This window comes from Neobacillus driksii (assembly GCF_013409995.1).
Taxonomy (GTDB): domain Bacteria; phylum Bacillota; class Bacilli; order Bacillales; family Cytobacillaceae; genus Neobacillus; species Neobacillus driksii.
The window spans coordinates 157,128-177,315 of sequence record NZ_JACCBX010000009.1; the positions used below are offsets into that span (position 1 = coordinate 157,128).

General features: G+C 36.5%; 16 protein-coding genes and 1 riboswitch. Of the genes, 14 read left to right on the plus strand and 2 right to left on the minus strand.

What is annotated here, in order from left to right:
• Nucleotides 1-108 precede the first annotated feature (108 nt).
• The 14 genes from F4694_RS20440 to F4694_RS20505 all read left to right on the plus strand — a co-directional run bounded on the left by F4694_RS20440 (nucleotide 109) and on the right by F4694_RS20505 (nucleotide 18,774).
• The gene (locus tag F4694_RS20440; RefSeq protein WP_179601361.1) at nucleotides 109-1,398 is read left to right on the plus strand and encodes an SLC13 family permease; all 1,290 of its coding nucleotides are present in this window, start codon (nucleotides 109-111) and stop codon (nucleotides 1,396-1,398) included.
• Between the two features lie 444 nt (nucleotides 1,399-1,842).
• Nucleotides 1,843-4,596 (plus strand): response regulator, encoded by a 2,754-nt coding sequence (locus tag F4694_RS20445; protein WP_179601363.1) that lies wholly within the window; start codon nucleotides 1,843-1,845, stop codon nucleotides 4,594-4,596.
• A 69-nt stretch (nucleotides 4,597-4,665) separates the two neighbouring features.
• Nucleotides 4,666-5,460, plus strand: a complete 795-nt coding sequence (locus tag F4694_RS20450) for a CheR family methyltransferase (RefSeq protein ID WP_308806473.1) — start codon at nucleotides 4,666-4,668, stop codon at nucleotides 5,458-5,460.
• A complete protein-coding gene (locus tag F4694_RS20455) occupies nucleotides 5,402-7,468 on the plus strand; it encodes a PAS domain S-box protein (RefSeq protein WP_257029328.1) in 2,067 nt (688 codons plus the stop codon). The genes F4694_RS20450 and F4694_RS20455 overlap by 59 nt, the downstream gene beginning before the upstream one ends.
• A 37-nt stretch (nucleotides 7,469-7,505) precedes the next feature.
• Nucleotides 7,506-8,447 (plus strand): sugar ABC transporter substrate-binding protein, encoded by a 942-nt coding sequence (locus F4694_RS20460; protein WP_179601367.1) that lies wholly within the window; start codon nucleotides 7,506-7,508, stop codon nucleotides 8,445-8,447.
• A gap of 581 nt (nucleotides 8,448-9,028) precedes the next feature.
• Nucleotides 9,029-10,300, plus strand: a complete 1,272-nt coding sequence (locus F4694_RS20465) for an ABC transporter substrate-binding protein (protein WP_179601369.1) — start codon at nucleotides 9,029-9,031, stop codon at nucleotides 10,298-10,300.
• A gap of 69 nt (nucleotides 10,301-10,369) precedes the next feature.
• A complete protein-coding gene (locus F4694_RS20470; protein ID WP_179601371.1) occupies nucleotides 10,370-11,317 on the plus strand; it encodes a carbohydrate ABC transporter permease in 948 nt (315 codons plus the stop codon).
• 1 nt (nucleotide 11,318) lies between these two features.
• Nucleotides 11,319-12,149 carry a carbohydrate ABC transporter permease gene (locus F4694_RS20475; protein ID WP_179601373.1) on the plus strand — a complete coding sequence of 277 codons (831 nt, stop codon included), beginning with the start codon at nucleotides 11,319-11,321 and terminating at the stop codon, nucleotides 12,147-12,149.
• A gap of 47 nt (nucleotides 12,150-12,196) precedes the next feature.
• The gene (locus F4694_RS20480; RefSeq protein WP_257029329.1) at nucleotides 12,197-13,090 is read left to right on the plus strand and encodes an AraC family transcriptional regulator; all 894 of its coding nucleotides are present in this window, start codon (nucleotides 12,197-12,199) and stop codon (nucleotides 13,088-13,090) included.
• A gap of 140 nt (nucleotides 13,091-13,230) precedes the next feature.
• Nucleotides 13,231-14,736, plus strand: coding sequence for an alpha-glucosidase/alpha-galactosidase (melA, locus tag F4694_RS20485; protein WP_179601375.1), 1,506 nt, complete (start codon nucleotides 13,231-13,233; stop codon nucleotides 14,734-14,736).
• A gap of 184 nt (nucleotides 14,737-14,920) precedes the next feature.
• Nucleotides 14,921-15,073 (plus strand): DUF6241 domain-containing protein, encoded by a 153-nt coding sequence (locus tag F4694_RS32355; protein WP_179601377.1) that lies wholly within the window; start codon nucleotides 14,921-14,923, stop codon nucleotides 15,071-15,073.
• 175 nt (nucleotides 15,074-15,248) lie between these two features.
• Nucleotides 15,249-15,352: riboswitch (SAM riboswitch) on the plus strand.
• 105 nt (nucleotides 15,353-15,457) lie between these two features.
• Complete coding sequence (locus F4694_RS20495; protein WP_179601379.1) at nucleotides 15,458-16,507, plus strand: LLM class flavin-dependent oxidoreductase; 1,050 nt, start codon at nucleotides 15,458-15,460, stop codon at nucleotides 16,505-16,507.
• A 15-nt stretch (nucleotides 16,508-16,522) separates the two neighbouring features.
• A complete protein-coding gene (locus F4694_RS20500; protein WP_179601381.1) occupies nucleotides 16,523-17,479 on the plus strand; it encodes an ATP-grasp domain-containing protein in 957 nt (318 codons plus the stop codon).
• Between the two features lie 806 nt (nucleotides 17,480-18,285).
• Nucleotides 18,286-18,774, plus strand: coding sequence for a DinB family protein (locus F4694_RS20505; protein WP_179601383.1), 489 nt, complete (start codon nucleotides 18,286-18,288; stop codon nucleotides 18,772-18,774).
• Nucleotides 18,775-18,994: 220 nt separating this feature from the next.
• On the opposite strand, the gene F4694_RS20510 is transcribed toward F4694_RS20505, so the two are convergent.
• Together F4694_RS20510 and F4694_RS20515 are read right to left on the minus strand one after the other, a co-directional pair.
• A complete protein-coding gene (locus tag F4694_RS20510; protein ID WP_179601385.1) occupies nucleotides 18,995-19,228 on the minus strand; it encodes a hypothetical protein in 234 nt (77 codons plus the stop codon).
• Nucleotides 19,229-19,540: 312 nt separating this feature from the next.
• Nucleotides 19,541-20,056, minus strand: coding sequence for a CBO0543 family protein (locus F4694_RS20515; protein WP_179601387.1), 516 nt, complete (start codon nucleotides 20,054-20,056; stop codon nucleotides 19,541-19,543).
• Nucleotides 20,057-20,188 lie beyond the last annotated feature (132 nt).

Below are 20,188 nucleotides of genomic sequence, written 5' to 3' on the forward strand. Positions count from 1 at the left end.
TATTTTTCTAAATAGATGTAAGCGCTTAAAACATTTTTTATTATAATCATAAGTTTCAAAAGATAAACAAAATACGCAATTACATAATTTAATTAGGAGGCGAAATCTATGAGTTTAGAAATTATTACTCTTATTGTTTTATTATCGATGTTCATCATCGGATCGGTTATATCAGTTAACATGGGAGTATTGGGCATTGTTGCTGCATTTATCGTCGGTACATATGTTAGTGGGTTATCCATAGATGACCTTTACGCAGCTTTCCCAGTAGATATGTTTATTCTTCTTGCAGGGGTTACCTATCTATTCGCAATTGCCCTGAAAAACGGAACACTCGACCTGATCATTTCAGGTGGACTTAAGTTAGTAAAAGGAAACGTTGGTCTGCTTCCATGGGTCTTGTTCTTCCTGAGTGCACTCCTGTCTGCAGTAGGAGCCTCTACTGTTGCAGTTGGCCCAATTTTATTCCCAATCGCTTTACGCTTAGCATTCCAGCACAAAATTAATCCAATCTTGATGGGTACGTTAATTTCTACCGGAATGTATGCCGGATCCTTCTCACCATTAAATATCTTCGGTTTAGTTGTAAACGGTATCATGGAATCTGAAAAGATTCCTCATTCACCAATCATGCTTTTTATCAACTGCTTTATTTTCTACGTATTGATTTCTGTGGTTGTGTTCCTCGCATTCGGAGGACTTCGATTGCTTAAACACCACAATAACAGGTCTGTATTGGAAGTAGCTGCTGCGGTTGAAGGCGGAAATTCTGCAGTGATCAAAACGAATGATTATGGTGCAACTTGGTATAAAATTGCCACATTGTTCGGAATCGGACTCCTAATTACATTGGCTCTGGCGTTCAAAATGAATATGGGCTTTGGGGCATTGATGATTGGCCTTGTATTGGCATTAATGGCCCCTAAAGACCAAGGGGATATCATCAAACAAATGCCTTGGGGCGTCATGCTAATGGTTTGCGGAATCATGACTTATGTTGGTGTTATGGAAAAGGTAGGAACAATGGAGTTTATGACGAATCAAATTGCCGCTATTGGTAATCCTGTAATGGCATCCCTAATGGCTTCCTATGTAGGAGGGATTGTCTCAGCATTCGCTTCGACAACAGGCTTCTTAGCTGCTGTTATCCCGCTCTCAGCACCTATCTTGCAAGATCCTACTATGTCATCAATCGGGGTTGTATCTGCTCTTGCGGTTGCGGCTAGTGTTGTTGACATCAGCCCATTCTCTACAAACGGCGCACTTATTATGGCAAACGTACAAGGTGTGAATGAACGTTTATTCTTCAGAAAGCTCTTGATGATCGCAGGTCTTTTCATTGCTCTTGGACCAGGACTTGCTTGGCTCATATTCGTTTTAATAGGAACCCCATGGTAATAAGTGATTTATCTGAAGTAAAGAAAGAGAGGAACTCCTAAATGAAAACGGTTATTATTTCTGAATTTGGCGGACCTGACATGCTAAAATATACGGAGGTTGAAAAACCTACGATAGGGTAAAGACAAGTATTAATTCGTGTTGCGGCAACTGCTGTTATTTTTATCTTGAATTTTTAAGAAATTACAAAGTCAGGTGAATAGTGATAAGATAATGTTAATTGCTCACAAATACTATTGTGAGTTTTTTTGTTTTAGAAGCAGTTATTGTATTTAAAATGTATGTTTGCACTCAAGGGTGGTTACTTTAAGGTGACTTCATAACTTACTAAAATATCATATGGACGATAGTAAGGATTATAAAGTATGATTAAAAATGAGAAAATTTTTACTAGTCTATGTAATTTAGGAATGAAACAATATGATTCTACTAGTGGGAGGCATTATGAGATTTCGTACGAAGCTCTATACGAGCATAGGGTCATTACTTTTGTTTATTACGATTATTGTGATGATCTTAATGAACATGCTAGAACAATCAACGGTTAAGATGAATGTTGTGATTAATGAGTTAAATGAAAGAATTGAAATTGCTTCCACGCTCAAAGATGAAACGTCCTTATCATCAAATGTGTTAAATGCCTTGTTAAACAATCGTGAAGCTGCACTCAATATGGATTTGACGAATGCATGGAAAAATTCAAATTCAAGTTTACAAATTGCGATTGAATCACTGGAGAAAAGGGACACCCAAGAGAAATCTCAAGAACTCATTAGTAAATTTAAAAGCTTACATGAATCTTATCGAAATATGGGCGAGCAAGCGTTGATGGAAAGAAAAATCAATCCTAACGCTGAACTTACTTCTGCTTTTTTGACTGATATGGAACGAACCAGTCAGAGGATGGATCAAATGGCCGAGCTACTTCATGGCATACAAGAACAAGGGTTGAAGAATGAATTGTTACGTTCCAAAGATACCTATAATTGGGCTGTTGAAAATATTTACATATACCTTGTAATCGGCTTAATCATTGGAATAAGTTTTGCCATATGGATCATAAAAAGCACCAGCAACAACCTTAACAAGGTAACAGACGTGATGAAACAGGCAGCGGCTAGTGATTTTGATACACTACCACGAATTGAGATCTCCTCAAAAGGGGAACTGAGTGAAATCGCGGTAGCCTTTAATAAAATGGCCCAAGCACTTGAGAAACATAGTAGAATCGAGAAAGAAGTAAAAGAAGAAGCAGAAGAGTTGAGCTGGCTGAATAGAAAAATAGCTCAAATTGCAACAATGTATCCGGAAGTAGAAAATGTGCAGATGTTAGCCGAAATGCTCATCACTAAGTTGATACCTATGGTGGGAGCGAGCTACGGAGTCTTCTATTTAAAAGAAGTTAACAAAAGTGACCAGTATTTAACAAGACTGTCTTCCTTCGCCTCTTTGGGTAAGGAAGAAGAACGAAAGCAATTTCGTTTAGGAGAGGGATTGATTGGGCAATGTGCTCTTTTAAAGCGCCCCATCCATCTAAATGAAGTTCCGGACGATTATCTAAAAATCGGTTCAGGTCTGGGAAAAGCTTCTCCTAAAACAATAATGATTTTACCCGTATTATTTGAAGAACAAGTACTTGCAGTGATTGAAATTGCTTCTTTTGAGACGTTAACCCCAATACAAATAAAGCTGCTTGAAAAAGTGAATAACAATTTAGGAATTAAGATTAATAGTATTATCAACCACATGAAGGTAGAACAATTATTGCAAGAGTCACAAGCCCTTACAGAAGAACTACAGGCCCAATCAGAGGAACTCCAGATGCAGCAAGAAGAGCTAAGGACAACTAATGAGAAACTAGAGGAACAGTATGAAGCATCTAAACAACACAACTTCGAAATACAAGAAGTCAGTGCGGCACTGGAAGAAAAAGCACAGCAGCTGGAGCTTAGTTCTAAATATAAAACCGAGTTTCTAGCTAATATGTCACATGAGCTAAGAACGCCTCTCAATAGTTTGCTCATTCTAGCACAAATCCTCTCTGAAAATGGAGAAGGGAATCTGACAAATAAACAACAGGAATACATTAAAACCATTTACTCTTCCGGAAATGATTTATTGAATTTAATCAACGATATATTAGATTTGGCCAAAGTAGAGTCTGGTAAACTAGATGTGATATCAAAAGAAGTAGAATTGAATCAGTTAAGAGATATCATCTACCGTCAATTCTCACCCATTGCGAACAAGAAGAAAGTTCATTTTTCAATCGAAATAGACAAAGCATTACCAATGACGATCATTACGGACGAGCAACGACTGCAGCAGATAGTAAAAAATCTTCTAGCCAATGCGTTTAAATTTACGGAAAGTGGCAGTGTCTCCTTACAAATCAACAGTGTGATGAAAAACATCACCGGCAACAAAGGAGAAGAACAGCGACTTGAACGAATGTTTGCTTTTTCTGTGATTGATACGGGTATTGGAATTGAGGAAGAAAAACAAGAGAGTATATTTGATGCTTTCAAACAAGCAGATGGGACGACAAGCAGGAAATATGGCGGTACGGGATTAGGTCTTTCAATTTGCAGGGAACTTGCTCAGTTATTGGGCGGGTTTATAGAAGTTACAAGTGAGATTAGGAATGGAAGCACATTTACGTTATATTTGCCGAATCGTCAAATGAATAACAACATCGTAAATATCTCTACGGCTCGGACGGAAGCCGCGGTCAGTATGGAAGCTAACTATTTAGTAAACAATGATGATCAAGTTTTAAAGGAAGGTTCAATGCTCAAACATGGGAAATCGATTCTGAAAAACAAGAAGATCCTTATCGTCGATGATGATATTCGTAATGTATATGCATTAACGATTGCGTTAGAGAATTATGATATGGAGATCTTGGTTGCAGAAAACGGCAGGGAAGCGCTGCAGGTTTTACAGGAGCATCCGAATACGGACCTGATATTAATGGATATTATGATGCCAGAAATGGATGGGTTTGAAGCCATCCAACATATTCGTAGAATAAATATATTTGAAACGATACCGATCATCGCCCTTACAGCAAAGGCGATGAAACACAGCAGAGAAGAATGTCTGCAGGCTGGAGCTACCGACTATATTAGCAAGCCAATCAACTTAGAACAGTTGTTCTCATTAATGCAAGTATGGCTGTTTACGAAGGAGGGCTAGAAAATCGCACATGTTAAATTTCATGAAACTAGTAGTCTAGTTCAGACTGAAGAGGTCGAGAGAATTGAAATCGATTTATTACTTGAGGCAATCTTTCGATATTATGGGTATGATTTCAGAAACTATGCCTTTCCTTTTATCCAAAGGAGAATTAACCATCGCGTTCACATTGAGAGACTTTCAAGTATATCCGCGCTGCAGGAAAAAATCCTTCGTGAACCTTGTGTGATGGCAACATTTCTTTCCGATTTTTCCATTAATGTGACGGAGATGTTTCGGGATCCATCCTTTTTTAAGAGTATCCGGACAAATGTGATTCCTTTAATAAAGGATTATCCTTCTATTAAAATTTGGCATGTCGGCTGTTCTTCCGGTGAGGAAGTGTATTCAATGGCGATACTCCTTCATGAAGAGGGCATTTACGATAAAACAAGAATCTATGCAACTGATATAAATAAGAATATTCTCGAAAAAGCAAATCAAGGTACCTTTCCGTTAGAAGAAATGAAGCTCTATACTAAAAACTATATTGAAGCAGGAGGGAAACGGGCCTTTTCTGAATATTATAAAGCCATTGACGATAAGGTTTGTTTCCACCCATTTCTTCAGAAGAATATGATTTTTGCCCAGCATAATGTAGTATCCGATCATTCTTTTAACGAGTTTGATATCATTATATGCCGAAATGTTCTCATCTATTTTAATAAGAACCTTCAAAATGATGTTCATCAATTAATATATGAAAGCCTAAGTACGTCAGGTTTTCTTGGTTTAGGAAAAAGAGAGGGGGTTAAATTTACACGTTATGAAGACTGTTACGGAGAATTTGATGGACCCGAAAGGCTCTATCAAAAAGTTAAATAAAACGCCTTCTCAAAAGGTGAATATTTTAATGGTGGATGATCATCCAGAAAACCTTTTAGCATTAGAGGCAGTGCTCAATTCACCAAACTACAATCTAATTAGCGCACATTCAGGAAAAGAAGCGTTAAAATGCATGCTTCAACATGATTTTGCGGTGATTTTACTCGATGTTCAAATGCCGGGACTGAATGGATTTGATACTGCCAAACTTATAAAGGCGAGAGAAAAAACGAAAAATATCCCGATTATTTTTATTACAGCGATTAGTCAAGAAATCGAACATGTGCATCAAGGGTACTCTGTAGGTGCGATTGATTATATTTTTAAACCCTTTCAGCCCGAAACATTGAAAAAGAAAATTGAACAGTTTGTCAAAATCCATCAAAATCATCAAGAAACGATTATTCAAACAGATTTAGGACATTTACTAGAGCTGAATAAGGTTAACAAAAGGCTGGATAGAACCACCCTGAATTTACGACGGACTGAGGCATTATCGAAAGCCGTTAGTGAAACAATAACCGATACCATTGTCACGTTTGATAATCAAGGTTGTATTCTTTCCGTAAATCCTGCCGTCACTAGCATGTTTGGCTATCAGGCCAAGGAATTGCTGGAAAAACACGTTTTAAAGCTTTTTCCCAAATGGGAGAATGAAGTGTCATGTCATTCACCCCTCTCATTTATTTCTACGATTAGACAGTCCGTTGGAAAGATCATCGAAGTGGTTGCCAGTCGGAAGGATAAAAGCTGTTTCTATGGTGATCTATTAATTGCATCCACCATTATTGAGGATGAACAGATATTTGTTTGTACGGTGCGGGATGTAACGGAAAGAAAAGAAATTGAAAAAGTTAAAAAACAGCGATTTCATAATTTGGAACATGTGGTCGAAGCGCGGACGCTCGAGCTGACCAAGTCAAACAAGAAACTGCAAAAAGAAATTGAAGAACGAAAAAGAATGGCCGACCATCTGTTCCGTTCTCAAGAAAGGTTTCGAAAAATCTTTGATTCCAGTCCCTTATTAAAGGCGATTTTATTACAGAAGGATCTGACATTTATTGATATCAATGCCAGTTGGACAAAATTCACTGGTTATAGGAGTAACGAATTGATACATCAAAAAATTAATCGGGAAAATTTTATTGATGAGTCATCAGGGAAGCCTATTGATTTAAAAAATAAGATTCGAAATAAGAAAATCAGGTATGAAACGAAAGACGGGGAAGTCCGCTCAGGATTATTGTCCACGGAGATGATTGATATTGATTCCGAGCCATGTACCCTCGTCGTATTGAATGATATTACAGAAAGGGTCCATCTTGAGAACGAAATGTATCGGTTGGACCGATTAAATTTAATCGGCGAAATGGCCGCAGGTATTGCCCATGAGATCAGAAACCCGATGACAACCGTTCAAGGATTTTTGCAATTATCTAGGAATAGAGCGGACAATTTATCTACTGATTTCATTGATTTAATGCTAGAGGAATTGAACAGGGCAAACTCAATTATCACAGAATTTTTGAATCTAGCTAAAAATAAAATCAGTGTCAAAAAGAAACAGAACTTGAATGCTATTATTGAAGCTTTATCTCCTCTGATTCAAGCAGAAGCGTTCCGTTCAAATAAACAGCTTAAGCTGGACTTAGGAGAATGTCCTGACATCTCTCTGGACGAAAAAGAAATCCGCCAGCTCATCTTAAATATTGCCTTAAATGGATTAGATGCCATGACTTCCAATGGTAATTTGACGATTAAAACCTTTCAAGACGATGAGACAGTGGTTCTGCAAATAAAAGATCAAGGCCAGGGTATCAACCCAGAGGTATTATCAAAATTAGGGACACCTTTCTTTACCACAAAGGAAACAGGAACAGGTCTGGGGTTAGCCATATGTTACAGTGTAGCCAAACGGCATGACGCTCAGATTGAAATTGAAACGGGTGATGACGGGACCACTTTCTCTATTCGATTTCAGATCAATCCCATCTTAAACACCGTGTAGGTACATTCTTTAACACAGAAGAGAGGGGGATGTTGCCGTGTTAAAGAAAGGGAAAATTACGTTGGTTATTGGTACGGTCATTTTTATCATCGTTCTAGGTTTTATATCCGTAACGTTTGCTGATAAAAAGCCCACTGTAGTCGTTGTATTAAAAGCAGCAGACTCACAATATTGGCATATTATGAAAGCTGGTATGGAGAAAGGGTTTAAAGACTTTGGGATTGATGGCAAAGTGATGGTACCAAGTGAAGCATCACCACAAAAACAGGTAGAATTATTAATTAAGACATACAAAGAAAAGCCCGATATTATCATAACGGCTCCGTACAGTTCATTTGTTAGACCGACATTAGAAACATTAACGGATATTCCTATTTTGCTAGTAGATACAGACCTTCCCATGAAAAACAAAAAGGCTTATATTGGAACCGATAATAACGACTTAGGTAAGAAAGCAGGAGCCTTTTTAGCCTCCCAACTGCAGCCAGGCGATAAGGTTGCCATTATCGGTGGTGATATATCTTTCCCGGTATTTAGGCAGCGACTCGAAGGTGCTACCAATTCTTTACAGAATGCAGGAATCGAAATCTCCATTACCAAAACGGGAATATCGGATGATCCCAAAGCAGTTCATAAGGCGGTCTCAATGGTTTTGCGTGACCATCCTGATATTAAGGGTGTGGTGACCTCACATGACACGATCGCATTACCGGTAATCAAGGAGTTTGAGAAACAGGGGCTTTTAATACCTGTCATTGGGCCAGATGGTCTGACCGAGATGCTTAAGTTAATTGCCGACGAAACCCTCCCTGGTACCATTGCCCAAAACCCTTATGATATGGGCTATTTAAGCGTAGAAACCGCCATGAAAGTAATTCAAGGAGAAAATGTAGAACCCTTCGTCGACAGTGATGTCGATATAATCATAAAAGAGAATGCGCAGCAAAGATTGAATTTTTATGAGAAATTAGTGAAGTAAAACATTCATAACGTGTGAGGGTTGCAATAACATGCAATCCTCTTTCTGTTGTGAGAAAAGGCCACCGAATAGTGGGGATTAAATCAAGAAACTATCATCCCATATGAGGCTTGAGTAAATAGTAAAGGTTAGGATTTTATACCTGATTTAAAGTAATAGGTTAGGATTCTGTATTGTCCTAGTATGTAAAGTGACTATATAATAAACCTAGTTAGATTAATCTGATTTTTCTGAACACGTTAGTATAACTAATGTTTAATAAGGGGGAATGCCTACATAACAGTTATTTTAAAACCTTAGGTATTTGTTTAGGCTAAGAGATTAACAGGTATAAAACTAGCTTTCATCTGTCTTAGATACTTAGAAGTTAGAAATTAAGAATATAAATGTTTTAACAGGTTAGAATCTTTTAAAATGTAAGCGTTTTATCACTCCGTTACTTACTCTAATGATAATGATAATCTATTATTTACCCTTCTTAGACAAGTTCTCACTAGTAGAAATCTATATTAAGTTATTAAAGTTCTTTCTGTTTCTAATGATGTGTTAGCAAATGAATTATAAAAGGGGGAAATTAAAAAATGAAAAAAGGTTTTAAATGGGTACACTTGATCATGATTATTTCAATCATTGGGTCACTCCTTGTTGCTTGTAGTTCAAGCTCTTCAGGTACATCAAAAGACGGAAAAGTCACCTTAAAGGTTTTGGATTGGAATAACACGAATACAAAAGAAACTGAAAAAATGATTAAAGAAACCGTCGAAAAAGAGTTGCCAAATGTAAAGCTTGAATTTGAATACATAAACTGGGACACCGATTTTAGTTCAGTTATGCAAACTAGAATTGCCGGGAAACAATTACCAGATATTATCATGATTAAAGGTGGAGATCATCCGAAATACACTGAACATTTAATGGACCTTTCTACAGAGGAATTTATGAGTGAATTCCCTGAAGATATCAGAAAAGCCTTGCAGATAGATGGGAAGGATTATGCAGTTCCCTATACATCGAATTTCCAAGGAGTATTCTACAACAAAAGAATTTTTACAGAAAACAACATTGAAATCCCAAAAACATGGGATGAGTTAATGGCAGTAGCTGAAACATTAAAAAGTAAGGGAATTACACCATTTACTTCTCATTTCAAGGATTACCAGATTGGAAACTCATTCAACCAGTTTGCAACCATTGAAGTGTATTCAAAAAATCCAACTTGGGGAAATGATTTACAAAAAGGGAAGGTATCATTTGCTACTTCACCAGAATTCAAAACAGTGTTTGAACATTTCGAAGAAATATACAAATATTCCAACAAAGATCCATTTGGCCTAGATTTCACAGGGGCAGCTGAAATGTTTGCAAAAGAGGAAACGGCAATGTGGATTATCGGAACGTGGTCGACTGCTCAAGTGTTGAAAAATAATCCCGATCTTGAAATTGGATTTTTCCCAACTCCAGCAACGGATGAAAAAAATACAAAAATCATCATGCAACCCGACCACACTTTCTCAGCAAGTGCGACAACAAAGCATCCAAAAGAAGTGAAACAAGTTTTAGAAGTATTTGCTACAAATAAGGATATGGCGAAAAAGTACATTGACATTGTTCAAACAGAAAGCTTAATACCTGATGTGGTTTCCGCTGTTCAAGCTCCATATGTAGAAGATATCAACAATTATAAAAGCATTGGCGCAGCTGATGCAAACCTCGGTAACGTACAAATTCCTTGGCCATATCAAGAACAAAGTGGAAATTATATTGCAGAATGGCTATTAGGAAATAAAACATTGGATAAAGCACTAAAAGCATCAGACGATTTCAAATCAAAAGTGAAATTTTCTACCAAATAAAAGACTGGTTAAAAAAAGGGAGAACGAAATTGTTCTCCTCTCTACTTTTATTGTGATGGGGTGTTGTTTATGAGACTTGAAGGAAAGAATACTCAGCCGATGAGTATCACGATTTCGAGTAAACCAACTTCTATTGTGCACAAAAAGAAAAGGGTTAATGCTAGGAATATTCAATACTTTCTATTGCTGTTGCCCCCTTTGGTTTTTTTTATTGTGGCCATGATTATCCCTCTTATAATGGGAATTTATAATTCTTTTACAGATTGGGATGGAATTAGCTTAGAAAAAAATTGGATTGGATTTACTAATTATATTGAAATTTTCAAGGACGAAATGTTCATTGAATCTTTTAAATTCACTGGATTATTTATGATTTTTAATACAATCATTCAAAACGTTGCAGCTTTCTTTTTTGCTGTCATGCTAGATAGCAGTATAAAGGCAAAAAATTTCTATCGGACGATCATTTTTGCACCTGTTTTATTAAGCCCGATTCTAGTCGGTCAAATCTGGACAAAAATGTACGGGACGATCTTACCAAGTATTAATGACTTATTTGCCCTTAGTATCAATTTTAACCTTTTTTCAAGCCCTAATACTGTTTTAACAGGACTCCTTGTTGCCAACAACTGGCAATGGATTGGCTATTGGATGCTCATTTACTTAGCGGGACTTCAAGCAGTTCCTAAAGACATTTATGAAGCATGTACAGTGGATGGCGGGAATTGGTGGCAAAAGTTTATTCATATTACAATACCTATGTTAGGGCCATCGATAACAATATGTACCATTGGGATTGCGACAGGAAGTTTAAAAGTGTATGAATTAATAGTCGCCTCAACAGGTGGAGGTCCAGGGGATTCATCTAAATCGACAATTATGCACATCTATGACACTGCCTTCATGTCACAGCAGTCCAGTTATGCTTCTGCGATGAGTGTTGTCTTTCTTCTTGTCCTGCTCATATTTGCTTTCATTCAATTAAAGGTGCTGCGTAAGAGGGAGGTTGAATTATAACATGAGTAAAAAGTACACCAAGGGAACATTCCTTATTCAAAGTATCGTGTCTGTTATTGTAATATTTTATTTACTCCCATTTTTAGTCGTTTTCCTTTACGCGTTTAAGTCGCCACAAGAGATAATTGGTTCCTCTCCTTTTTCTTTACCCGAAAAGCTAGAATTGGTGAACTTTACCCAGGCGTTTGAAGCACTGAATTTTTTCCAAAGCTTTGGAAATACATTTTTCATTACAGCAAGTGCAGTTTTACTCCTTATTTTACTTAGCGGGATGGCGGCGTATTCAATCGTAAGAGGTGGAAATAAGTTTTTTAATGGGACATATATGTTCTTTATTGCAGGAATCATGATTCCATATCAAGTCATTTTTGTTCCGATGTTTGTGCTTGGCAGCAATTTAGGATTCATTAACAACCTTTTTGGCGTCATATTTCTATATGTTGGTACTAGTCTTCCATTTGCTATTTTTGTCATGGCAGGATTTATGAAAACAATACCGAAGGAAATTGAAGAAGCCGCTTTTATCGATGGGTGTTCCATTATGCGAACGTTTTGGATAATTGTATTACCAATGTTAAAGCCAGTTGCAGCTGCACTAACGATTATTTTATCGTTACAAATTTGGAATGATTACCTATTGCCACAGCTCTTTTTATCGGACAACAGTATGAAAACCCTTACTGTTATGCAATCGACCTTGTTTAGTGCATTTGAAACGAATTTTAATGTAGGATTTGCAGGTATTATTCTTTCTTCGCTTCCAATATTAATTTTATTCCTTTTCATGCAAAAACATTTTGTAAAGGGAATTACGATGGGTTCTGGAAAATAGTTAAGTATTCCTGTTAGACGGAAATTAGAAAATATTCGGAGGTTGTTTTGAACTATATTAGTTTATACCAACGTGAATTAGTAACCAACCATTATCAGCCTAAAGTTTTTGCCTATTATTTTAAGCAGTGGGAAAGTTATAATATGCCATTTCATGCTCATAAAGATGTAGAAATTATGTATGTCATTGATGGCAGATGTATCGTTGATACGCTTGATGAATCAATTTCGATGAAAAAAGGTGACTTTATTTTACTAGATTCTAATGTTTCTCACCGATTAATCGTAGAAAAAGAGTCTCCTTGCCGGATGTTAAACGTTGAATTTTCCTTTATTCCAAAAGAAGGCTGCTTCCCATCAATAAAGGACTTAGCTAACGAGAACAGTAACTTAGCTGAATTTCTTTTACTTGGTCGTCCCTATGCTGTATTGAAGGATCCTAATGATATCTACTATACTTTAAAAAATTTAGTTCTCGAATTGGATAAGAAGGAAAAGGACAAAGAAATAGTGATTCAACTCCATTTAGCACAACTTCTCATTCAAATTTCAAGAATGGTCATTGAGGAAAGGAAGAATGAAAGGGATCACCAACAGGCAAATGTTTATGTAAAACAGACAATTGAGTATCTTCATCATAACTATGACTGTAATATCCAAGTGAAGGATATTGGTGACACGGTAAATATTCATCCTGGATACCTTCACCGAATTTTTAAAAAACAGACAGGATTTACGATTATGGAATATCTGACTTCACTAAGAATGGAAAAAGCAAAAATGTTATTAGCCGATACCGATATTCCAGTGATTGAAATATCTTATTATGTGGGTATTAACAGTCGTCAATATTTCAGTAATCTCTTTAAAAAACACACAAATATGACACCTATTGAATACAGAAAGTCTGTCAGTCAAGATATAGTGAAATTTAGTAGATAATCACAGCCAGCAGTGAGATTCGTTATTTAAAAAGGTTATGATTTTATACATTTTTTTACTAGAAAGGTTATAAAATTGGAAACGTTTTCTACCTTATGGTGATAGGATTAATATATAAAATAGTATAGGAGAATGCTAATATGACTTTTAAAATTACTTTCATTGGCGCTGGCAGTATCGGGTTTACAAGGGGGCTACTACGAGACCTTCTAGGTGTACCAGAATTCAAAAATATTGAAGTGGCGTTTACGGACATTAGTGCTCAAAATCTAGATATGGTTACAGAGCTATGCCAACGAGATATTGATGAAAATGGGTTAGATATTAAGATTCAAGCGACACAAAATCGTAGAGAGGCTTTAAGAGATGCAAGATACATATTTTCCGTTGTCCGAATCGGCGGTCTTGAAGCCTTTCAAAATGATGTCGATATTCCACTTAAATATGGGATTGATCAGTGTGTAGGGGATACACTTTGTGCGGGCGGTATTATGTACGGGCAACGTGGGATTCCTGAAATGTTAAATATTTGCAAAGATATTCGTGAAGTTGCAGAACCTGACGCATTACTTTTAAATTATGCGAATCCAATGGCGATGTTAACATGGGCTTGTAACAAATATGGCGGTGTAAGAACGATTGGTCTTTGTCACGGGGTGCAAGGCGGACACAGACAAATTGCAAAAGCATTTGGACTAAAAAAGGAAGAGATCGACATCATTTGTGCAGGAATTAATCACCAAACTTGGTATGTAAGCATCAAGCATAAAGGTGAAGATCTCACAGGGAAACTGCTGGAAGCGTTTAAGAATCATCCAGAGTTTTCAGTAACCGAGAAAGTCAGAATCGATATGCTAAGACGATTTGGCTACTACAGTACGGAATCAAACGGTCATTTAAGTGAATACGTTCCGTGGTACCGGAAACGACCTGAGGAGATAAATGAGTGGATTGATCTTGGTACATGGATAAATGGTGAAACAGGTGGATATTTACGGGTCTGTACAGAAGGCAGAAACTGGTTCAAAACTGATTTTCCAAATTGGTTAAAAGAACCAGCCATGGTATACAATCAAGAAAATCGTGGCGAAGAACATGGATCTTACATTATTGAAGCACTAGAAACCGGCCGTGTATATAGAGGTCATTTCAATGTGGTTAACAATGGTGTAATTTCAAATCTTCCAAATGACGCGATTATCGAGGCTCCTGGATATGTAGACCGCAATGGTATCAACATGCCCCATATCGGCGATTTACCACTTGGACCTGCGGCTGTATGTAATGTGAGTATTTCCGTCCAAAGACTTTCTGTAGAAGCTGCGGTAACAGGAAATGACTTCTTACTACGTCAAGCAATGATGATGGATCCACTTGTGGGAGCTGTGTGTAATCCGAAAGAAATTTGGCAGCTTGTTGATGAAATGCTGGTTGCCGGGGAACAATGGCTTCCGCAGTACACAGAAGCAATTAAAAAAGCGAAAGAGAACTTATCCACCCAATCACTAATCCCAACGAAGGATTATAAAGGCGCTGCACGATTGAAGGTTAAATCAGTCGAAGAAATGGCACAAGACAAAGAAGGTGCTCGTAAAAATGCCGGTGAATCAGATAAAGCCATTGAGCGCCCATCTGCCGTACATTAATTTTATTTTGATTACCAATGGATTTGGAAAACGAGGATATAGTGAAGTAGGTACCTATTGAAATTTTTAAACAAATAAACACTCACAAATGCTGATGTGTCAAGCTTGTGAGTGTTTTTTATTTGTAGGAAATGTAACAGGGCTTCAAAATTCCTGCATTAAATCAAAATATTGATATTCTATAGTGACTGATTGGTTAAATAACGATTTTGGTAATATTGTAGCGGAACATAACTCAATATGGAAAATGAAAAATGGCTCAGTTGGAAAGGCGTATGGAATCTTGAGCCCGACCGAAGAAGCGGTGCTAGTAAAGGAACAATTTGGAGTTAAGTAATAAATTACGTGTTGAATAAGGAATATAAAGAGCAGAGGTCAGATTACCTCACTCACTAATACAAGAATAGAAGAAAGTACTTGAAATTATTTAGTGTATAGAAATATTTGATTGACAATTTGCTGAATTTAAACTATTATCACTTTATTAAATTAAAAGTTAAATAATATTTTTCTTCTTATCCAGAGAGGTGGAGGGACTGGCCCTTTGAAACCTCGGCAGCAGGTTCGTATGAATACTGTGCTAATTCCATCAAGCATATGGCTTGAAAGATGAGAAGAGGGTTATCAAACTCTCTTCTTTGGAGGAGAGTTTTTTTAATTTATACATAAATCCAACTTAGCTAATGGGAAAACTAGATTATTAAAAAGAGAGGTAATAGTAATGAAATATGGTTTTTGGTTACCGATTTTTGGAGGCTGGTTACGAAATGTGGATGATGAAAATATGCCGCCAACCTTTGAATATGCTAAAGAGGTCATTCAATCGGCTGAAAAATGGGGTTACTCCACTACGTTAATCGCTGAATTATATTTAAATGATATTAAAGGACCGGAGCATGCTTCTCTTGAAGCTTGGTCCACAGCCGCCGCACTGGCAGCGGTTACGGAAAAAATTGAGATTATGACCGCGATTCGTCCTGGTTTTCATAATCCTGCGGTAGCAGCCAAAATGGCAGCAAATATTGATCAAATTAGTAACGGACGTTTTACGCTAAACGTGGTTTCGGCTTGGTGGGCAGAAGAAGCGCGTCAATATGGCGGTATTTTTACAGAACATGATGAGCGTTATGCTCGTACCGAGGAGTTTATTGATGTTCTAAAAGGATTATGGACAGAAGAAACCTTCAATTACACTGGCCAGTTTTACGACTTAAAGGACACGAAGCTTGCACCTAAACCGGTTCAAAGACCAAACCCAATTCTTTATGCAGGCGGGGAAAGTGAAAAAGGCAAGCAAACCATTGCAGAAAAATGTGATGCCTATGTGATGCACGGTGGTACCGTTGAAGAGATCGATCGAAAAATAACCGATATGAAGGCACGCCGAGCACAAACTGGCAATGCGCCATTTAGTTCTTTTGGAATGGCTGCCTATGTTATTTGTCGTGATACAGAAGAAGAGGCTCTGGCTGAGCTTGAAAAAATCACGACGGTGAAGGATTCTAGCGGTTATGCTGGCTTTAAAGATTTCACGACAAAATCACATTTAGAGCAGCAAATCCAATTACAAGATTACTCGGTATCGAATCGCGGTCTCAGACCAAACTTAGTAGGAACACCAGAGCAAATTGCCGATCGAATTCTACAATATGAAGAAGCTGGCTTAGATTTATTGTTATTACAATTTTCACCTCAACTAGAAGAAATGGAACGCTTTGCAAAGCAGGTTATACCGTTAGTTGAACAAAAACGTAGTTTAATAAAGAACTAGAAAGAGGTTATATAAATGAGTAAAGTATATGTAATACATGAAAATAGTGAGTGGACAGTCCATTTAACAAATAGGTTAGAGGAACTTGGTGTTCCATATGAAGAATGGCATTTAGACGAAGGAACGGTAGATTTATCAACAGAACCACCAGAAGGAATTTTCTATAGCCGTATGAGTGCTTCTTCTCATACACGTGATCATCGTTTTGCTGCTGAATTTTCTGCACAAGTATTAGCTTGGCTTGAGGCACATGGGCGTACGGTGTTAAATGGGACCAGCGCGCTAAAGCTAGAAGTTAGCAAGGTATTACAATACTTAGAGTTAAACAAGTATGGTGTTAAGACTCCAAATACAATTGCTGCAGTTGGAAAACAAAACATTATTAATGCAGCTAAAAGCTTTGCAGGACAGTCATTTATTACGAAGCATAACCGGGCCGGTAAAGGGTTAGGTGTTCAATTATTCCATAGTATAGAAGCTTTAAAAGCCTATGTAGAAGGACCGACTTTCGAAGAACCAGTCGATGGCATTACACTTATTCAAGAATACATTCAATCTCCTGAAAGCTACATCACTCGTTGTGAGTTTGTAGGAGGAAATTTCGTTTATGCCGTTAAGGTTGATACTTCGGAAGGATTTGAATTGTGCCCGGCGGACGCATGCCAAATTGGTGATTTATTCTGCCCGGTAGGAGAAGAAGTAGAAGAGAAGCCTAAGTTTCAGATCATAGATGGTTTTGAAGACAAAATTTTAGAAAAATATAAAAAGGTGCTAGCAGGTAATCAGATTCAAGTTGCGGGCATCGAATTTATAAGAAATGCTGACGGTGAAATTTATACTTACGATATAAATACAAACACGAACTATAATTCTGACGCAGAAGCAAAAGCTGGAAAATACGGAATGCTCGAAGTTGCTTCATTCTTAAAGAAGACATTAGAAGAAAAATATGTGACAACAGTGACCGCTTAATTTGGTGAAGTAACGAATAGATTCTAGAAATTTTCAAGGAGGCTCAAATAATGAGCTTCTTTTTGAAAAATTGTGTATAAATGACTAAACTGGGACTCAATCGTTTTAGAATGGAATAAAATGATCGTGTTGCTAAGGATGGGATCACATTGGTCCCGTCCTTTTATTTATTTTCATATAAGAGATTGTGATCGAATTTACTTAAATGTAGTGTAGTGCTTTAATCAATTAATGATAGTTCCTAAAAACACAAAACCGCCTACAAGAAAATAGGTGATTTTTGTGTTTTTAATAGACTAAAGAGTTTGATAAAAATAAACCTAATTTTTAATTCCTGTTAAAAGCTAGTTTTTTTTGATGGATTTTTTAAATAAAGATTATCCATTACAATACCGCAAGCCTTAGCGTGAAATATCGGATCGTATATCTTTTTATTTTTTACAACTGTATAAATAAGAGCTGCTATTTACCTCAAAGATGACCAATCTCCTTTTTCTTATTCATTCCTTCTTTAACCTTACGGTCATAATATACTTTGAAGACGGTAGGGTGCTTTTGACCATTTGCTAAAACAATTAGAGCTATTAAATCAATTAAATTACTACAGAATCTATCGGGGGCTTATTCTAAAGAGGGGAATGCTTCGGCCAACCATTTTATTAATTAGTGAAATTATCTTTAGTTTAATAAGTATTCTTACCATATGGAATAGTCTTTTTTTATTAATACAGGAATATCAGTAAAGAAAGGTTTTTCCTATACATGTTTAGAATAAGTAGTTATTTCTGTTAAAGGTGGGTGTTTGGATGCTTCAACACGAGTATGGATGGGTTCGACAGACTAGAGGCACTCTGTTAGATTTTTGTGGGAAAATAGATTCTAATCATTTTACTCATACAAATGGTTTCGGATGGCAAAGTGTAAGAGACACATTGGTTCATATAGCAGATTGCTATGTTGCATGGCTTGGTTCATTTGTTTTGATGAAGACAAATAAACCACTTACTCCAAGGGAAGAATTACATAATCTCAGTTTAGAGGAAATAATAGCACGATTTGAACAAGTAGATTCAATAGTAAATGAATTATTAGAACAACATGGACATGAATTTAACGTGCTAATTGAAAGAGAAATCCCTTGGAGAGAAGCATCTGAACTATTATCTATTACTCCCCGTAAATTGCTAATGCACACCATAACTCACGAGTTTCATCATAAGGGACAAATAGTAGCAATGCTCCGTCAGATGGGGTATGAGCCCCCAAATACAGATGTTTTAGGAACAGAAGATTAATATATTCAGAGGTATTTTGGTGATGTTTAATGGACATTGCCTTAAGGACAGCTCCTCTCAAACATTGACCTAGAGAAGCTGGTTATTTTGATTGTTTAACTGTGTGAACGAGGGGAAAAGGGGGCGATAACATCAAACTTTTACCTTTTTGTATAAAGAAAGCTACTGAATTTTATCAGTAGCTTTTTTTAATTAATGGATGACCTTTACGTTGAAATATTTATTCTATCACGGAAGGATCCTTGTTATTTAATTTAAGTAATAATTCGTGAAAAATGTGTTGGTCAAAATCCTTTGGCTTATCCAATAGTATCCCTCTTCTTGAAGCAGCTGCAATAATTAGTCCTAGTTCATAGTACATATTTTTAGAAACTAAACCTGTTGAAGTCATCTTCTTTACTTCATAATAAAATTGAATCAAAACATCACTTGGTAATTTTTCATACAAAGACATTTTCGAAAACACCTACTATTCCTACTTTTCTAATAGGAATAATATCAATTAAAACTGAAATTGAAAAGAGTTTTTTGCAAAATTGAACGTTTTGTCATTAATACTGCTGAAATCTTGATGAACTTAACCTACTAATAGGTAGTCAATATTTTTCAAAAGCTATACTAAAATTGTGCTGCCAATAACCTTCCATTAGTCTGGAACACAAAAAAATTCCTTACATTGTTGTCACTTTTGAAGAAAAATGCAATTCAACAAAAAAACCACCTAGAAAAGAGGTAGTCAATAAAGGTCGATGTAAAAAGTGTGTTTTTACAATACAATTTCCTTTTGTGATTGGCTGAGGTTACTTGATTGCCTATCAGCAAATTTCCTAATTACACTCATAAGAAACCTAACCAAAATAAAAGTGGAAGAGATAGAAATAAAACTGTGTAACGATGTCCATGATTTTTTATAGGTAATTAATTTTGTGTTTTTTTCAATCCAATCCTCAGCTAATGCTGAAGGGGCACTAAATAAAATGCTTTTAGCAAGTATGCCTATGGTACTTGAATTTTTGGTTGCTTGATTAAAATAAATACAGCTTACAGGAAAAAGTAGATAGCTAAACAAAACGCTAATATCAAAGGTTTTAAATAGGTTTACTGGATACTTCAAATACCCTTTTTTCACCAATATGTTGTCTAAAATTGAAGCAATATAGCTTTTCAATAAGAAAATAATTAACCAATCTTTTACCGGGGGCTTTCTGACTGAGAATAAAAAAGAAACGATTCCAAATAAAAATAATAATCTTAATACTTTTATTTCAAACTTTTTACCCATACTACCTCTCCTTAAGATGTTTCCATTAGTTTTACCAAAAGATGAGATAAAATCACTTATTAATTGGTATATGGATGTTGGGTTACGATGTTACTTTTGTTATACCTAAGATGAGGTGAACCTGATCTTCTG

What these genes read in the sequence shown, in the direction of transcription:
- F4694_RS20440 (WP_179601361.1), top strand. Translation starts at nt 109, where the DNA reads ATGAGTTTAGAAATTATTACTCTTATTGTTTTATTATCGATGTTCATC.
- F4694_RS20445 (WP_179601363.1), top strand. Translation starts at nt 1,843, where the DNA reads ATGAGATTTCGTACGAAGCTCTATACGAGCATAGGGTCATTACTTTTG.
- F4694_RS20455 (WP_257029328.1), top strand. Translation starts at nt 5,402, where the DNA reads ATGAAGACTGTTACGGAGAATTTGATGGACCCGAAAGGCTCTATCAAA.
- F4694_RS20465 (WP_179601369.1), top strand. Translation starts at nt 9,029, where the DNA reads ATGAAAAAAGGTTTTAAATGGGTACACTTGATCATGATTATTTCAATC.
- F4694_RS20470 (WP_179601371.1), top strand. Translation starts at nt 10,370, where the DNA reads ATGAGACTTGAAGGAAAGAATACTCAGCCGATGAGTATCACGATTTCG.
- F4694_RS20475 (WP_179601373.1), top strand. Translation starts at nt 11,319, where the DNA reads ATGAGTAAAAAGTACACCAAGGGAACATTCCTTATTCAAAGTATCGTG.
- melA (WP_179601375.1), top strand. Translation starts at nt 13,231, where the DNA reads ATGACTTTTAAAATTACTTTCATTGGCGCTGGCAGTATCGGGTTTACA.
- F4694_RS20495 (WP_179601379.1), top strand. Translation starts at nt 15,458, where the DNA reads ATGAAATATGGTTTTTGGTTACCGATTTTTGGAGGCTGGTTACGAAAT.
- F4694_RS20500 (WP_179601381.1), top strand. Translation starts at nt 16,523, where the DNA reads ATGAGTAAAGTATATGTAATACATGAAAATAGTGAGTGGACAGTCCAT.
- F4694_RS20505 (WP_179601383.1), top strand. Translation starts at nt 18,286, where the DNA reads ATGCTTCAACACGAGTATGGATGGGTTCGACAGACTAGAGGCACTCTG.
- F4694_RS20510 (WP_179601385.1), bottom strand. Translation starts at nt 19,228, where the DNA reads ATGTCTTTGTATGAAAAATTACCAAGTGATGTTTTGATTCAATTTTAT.
- F4694_RS20515 (WP_179601387.1), bottom strand. Translation starts at nt 20,056, where the DNA reads ATGGGTAAAAAGTTTGAAATAAAAGTATTAAGATTATTATTTTTATTT.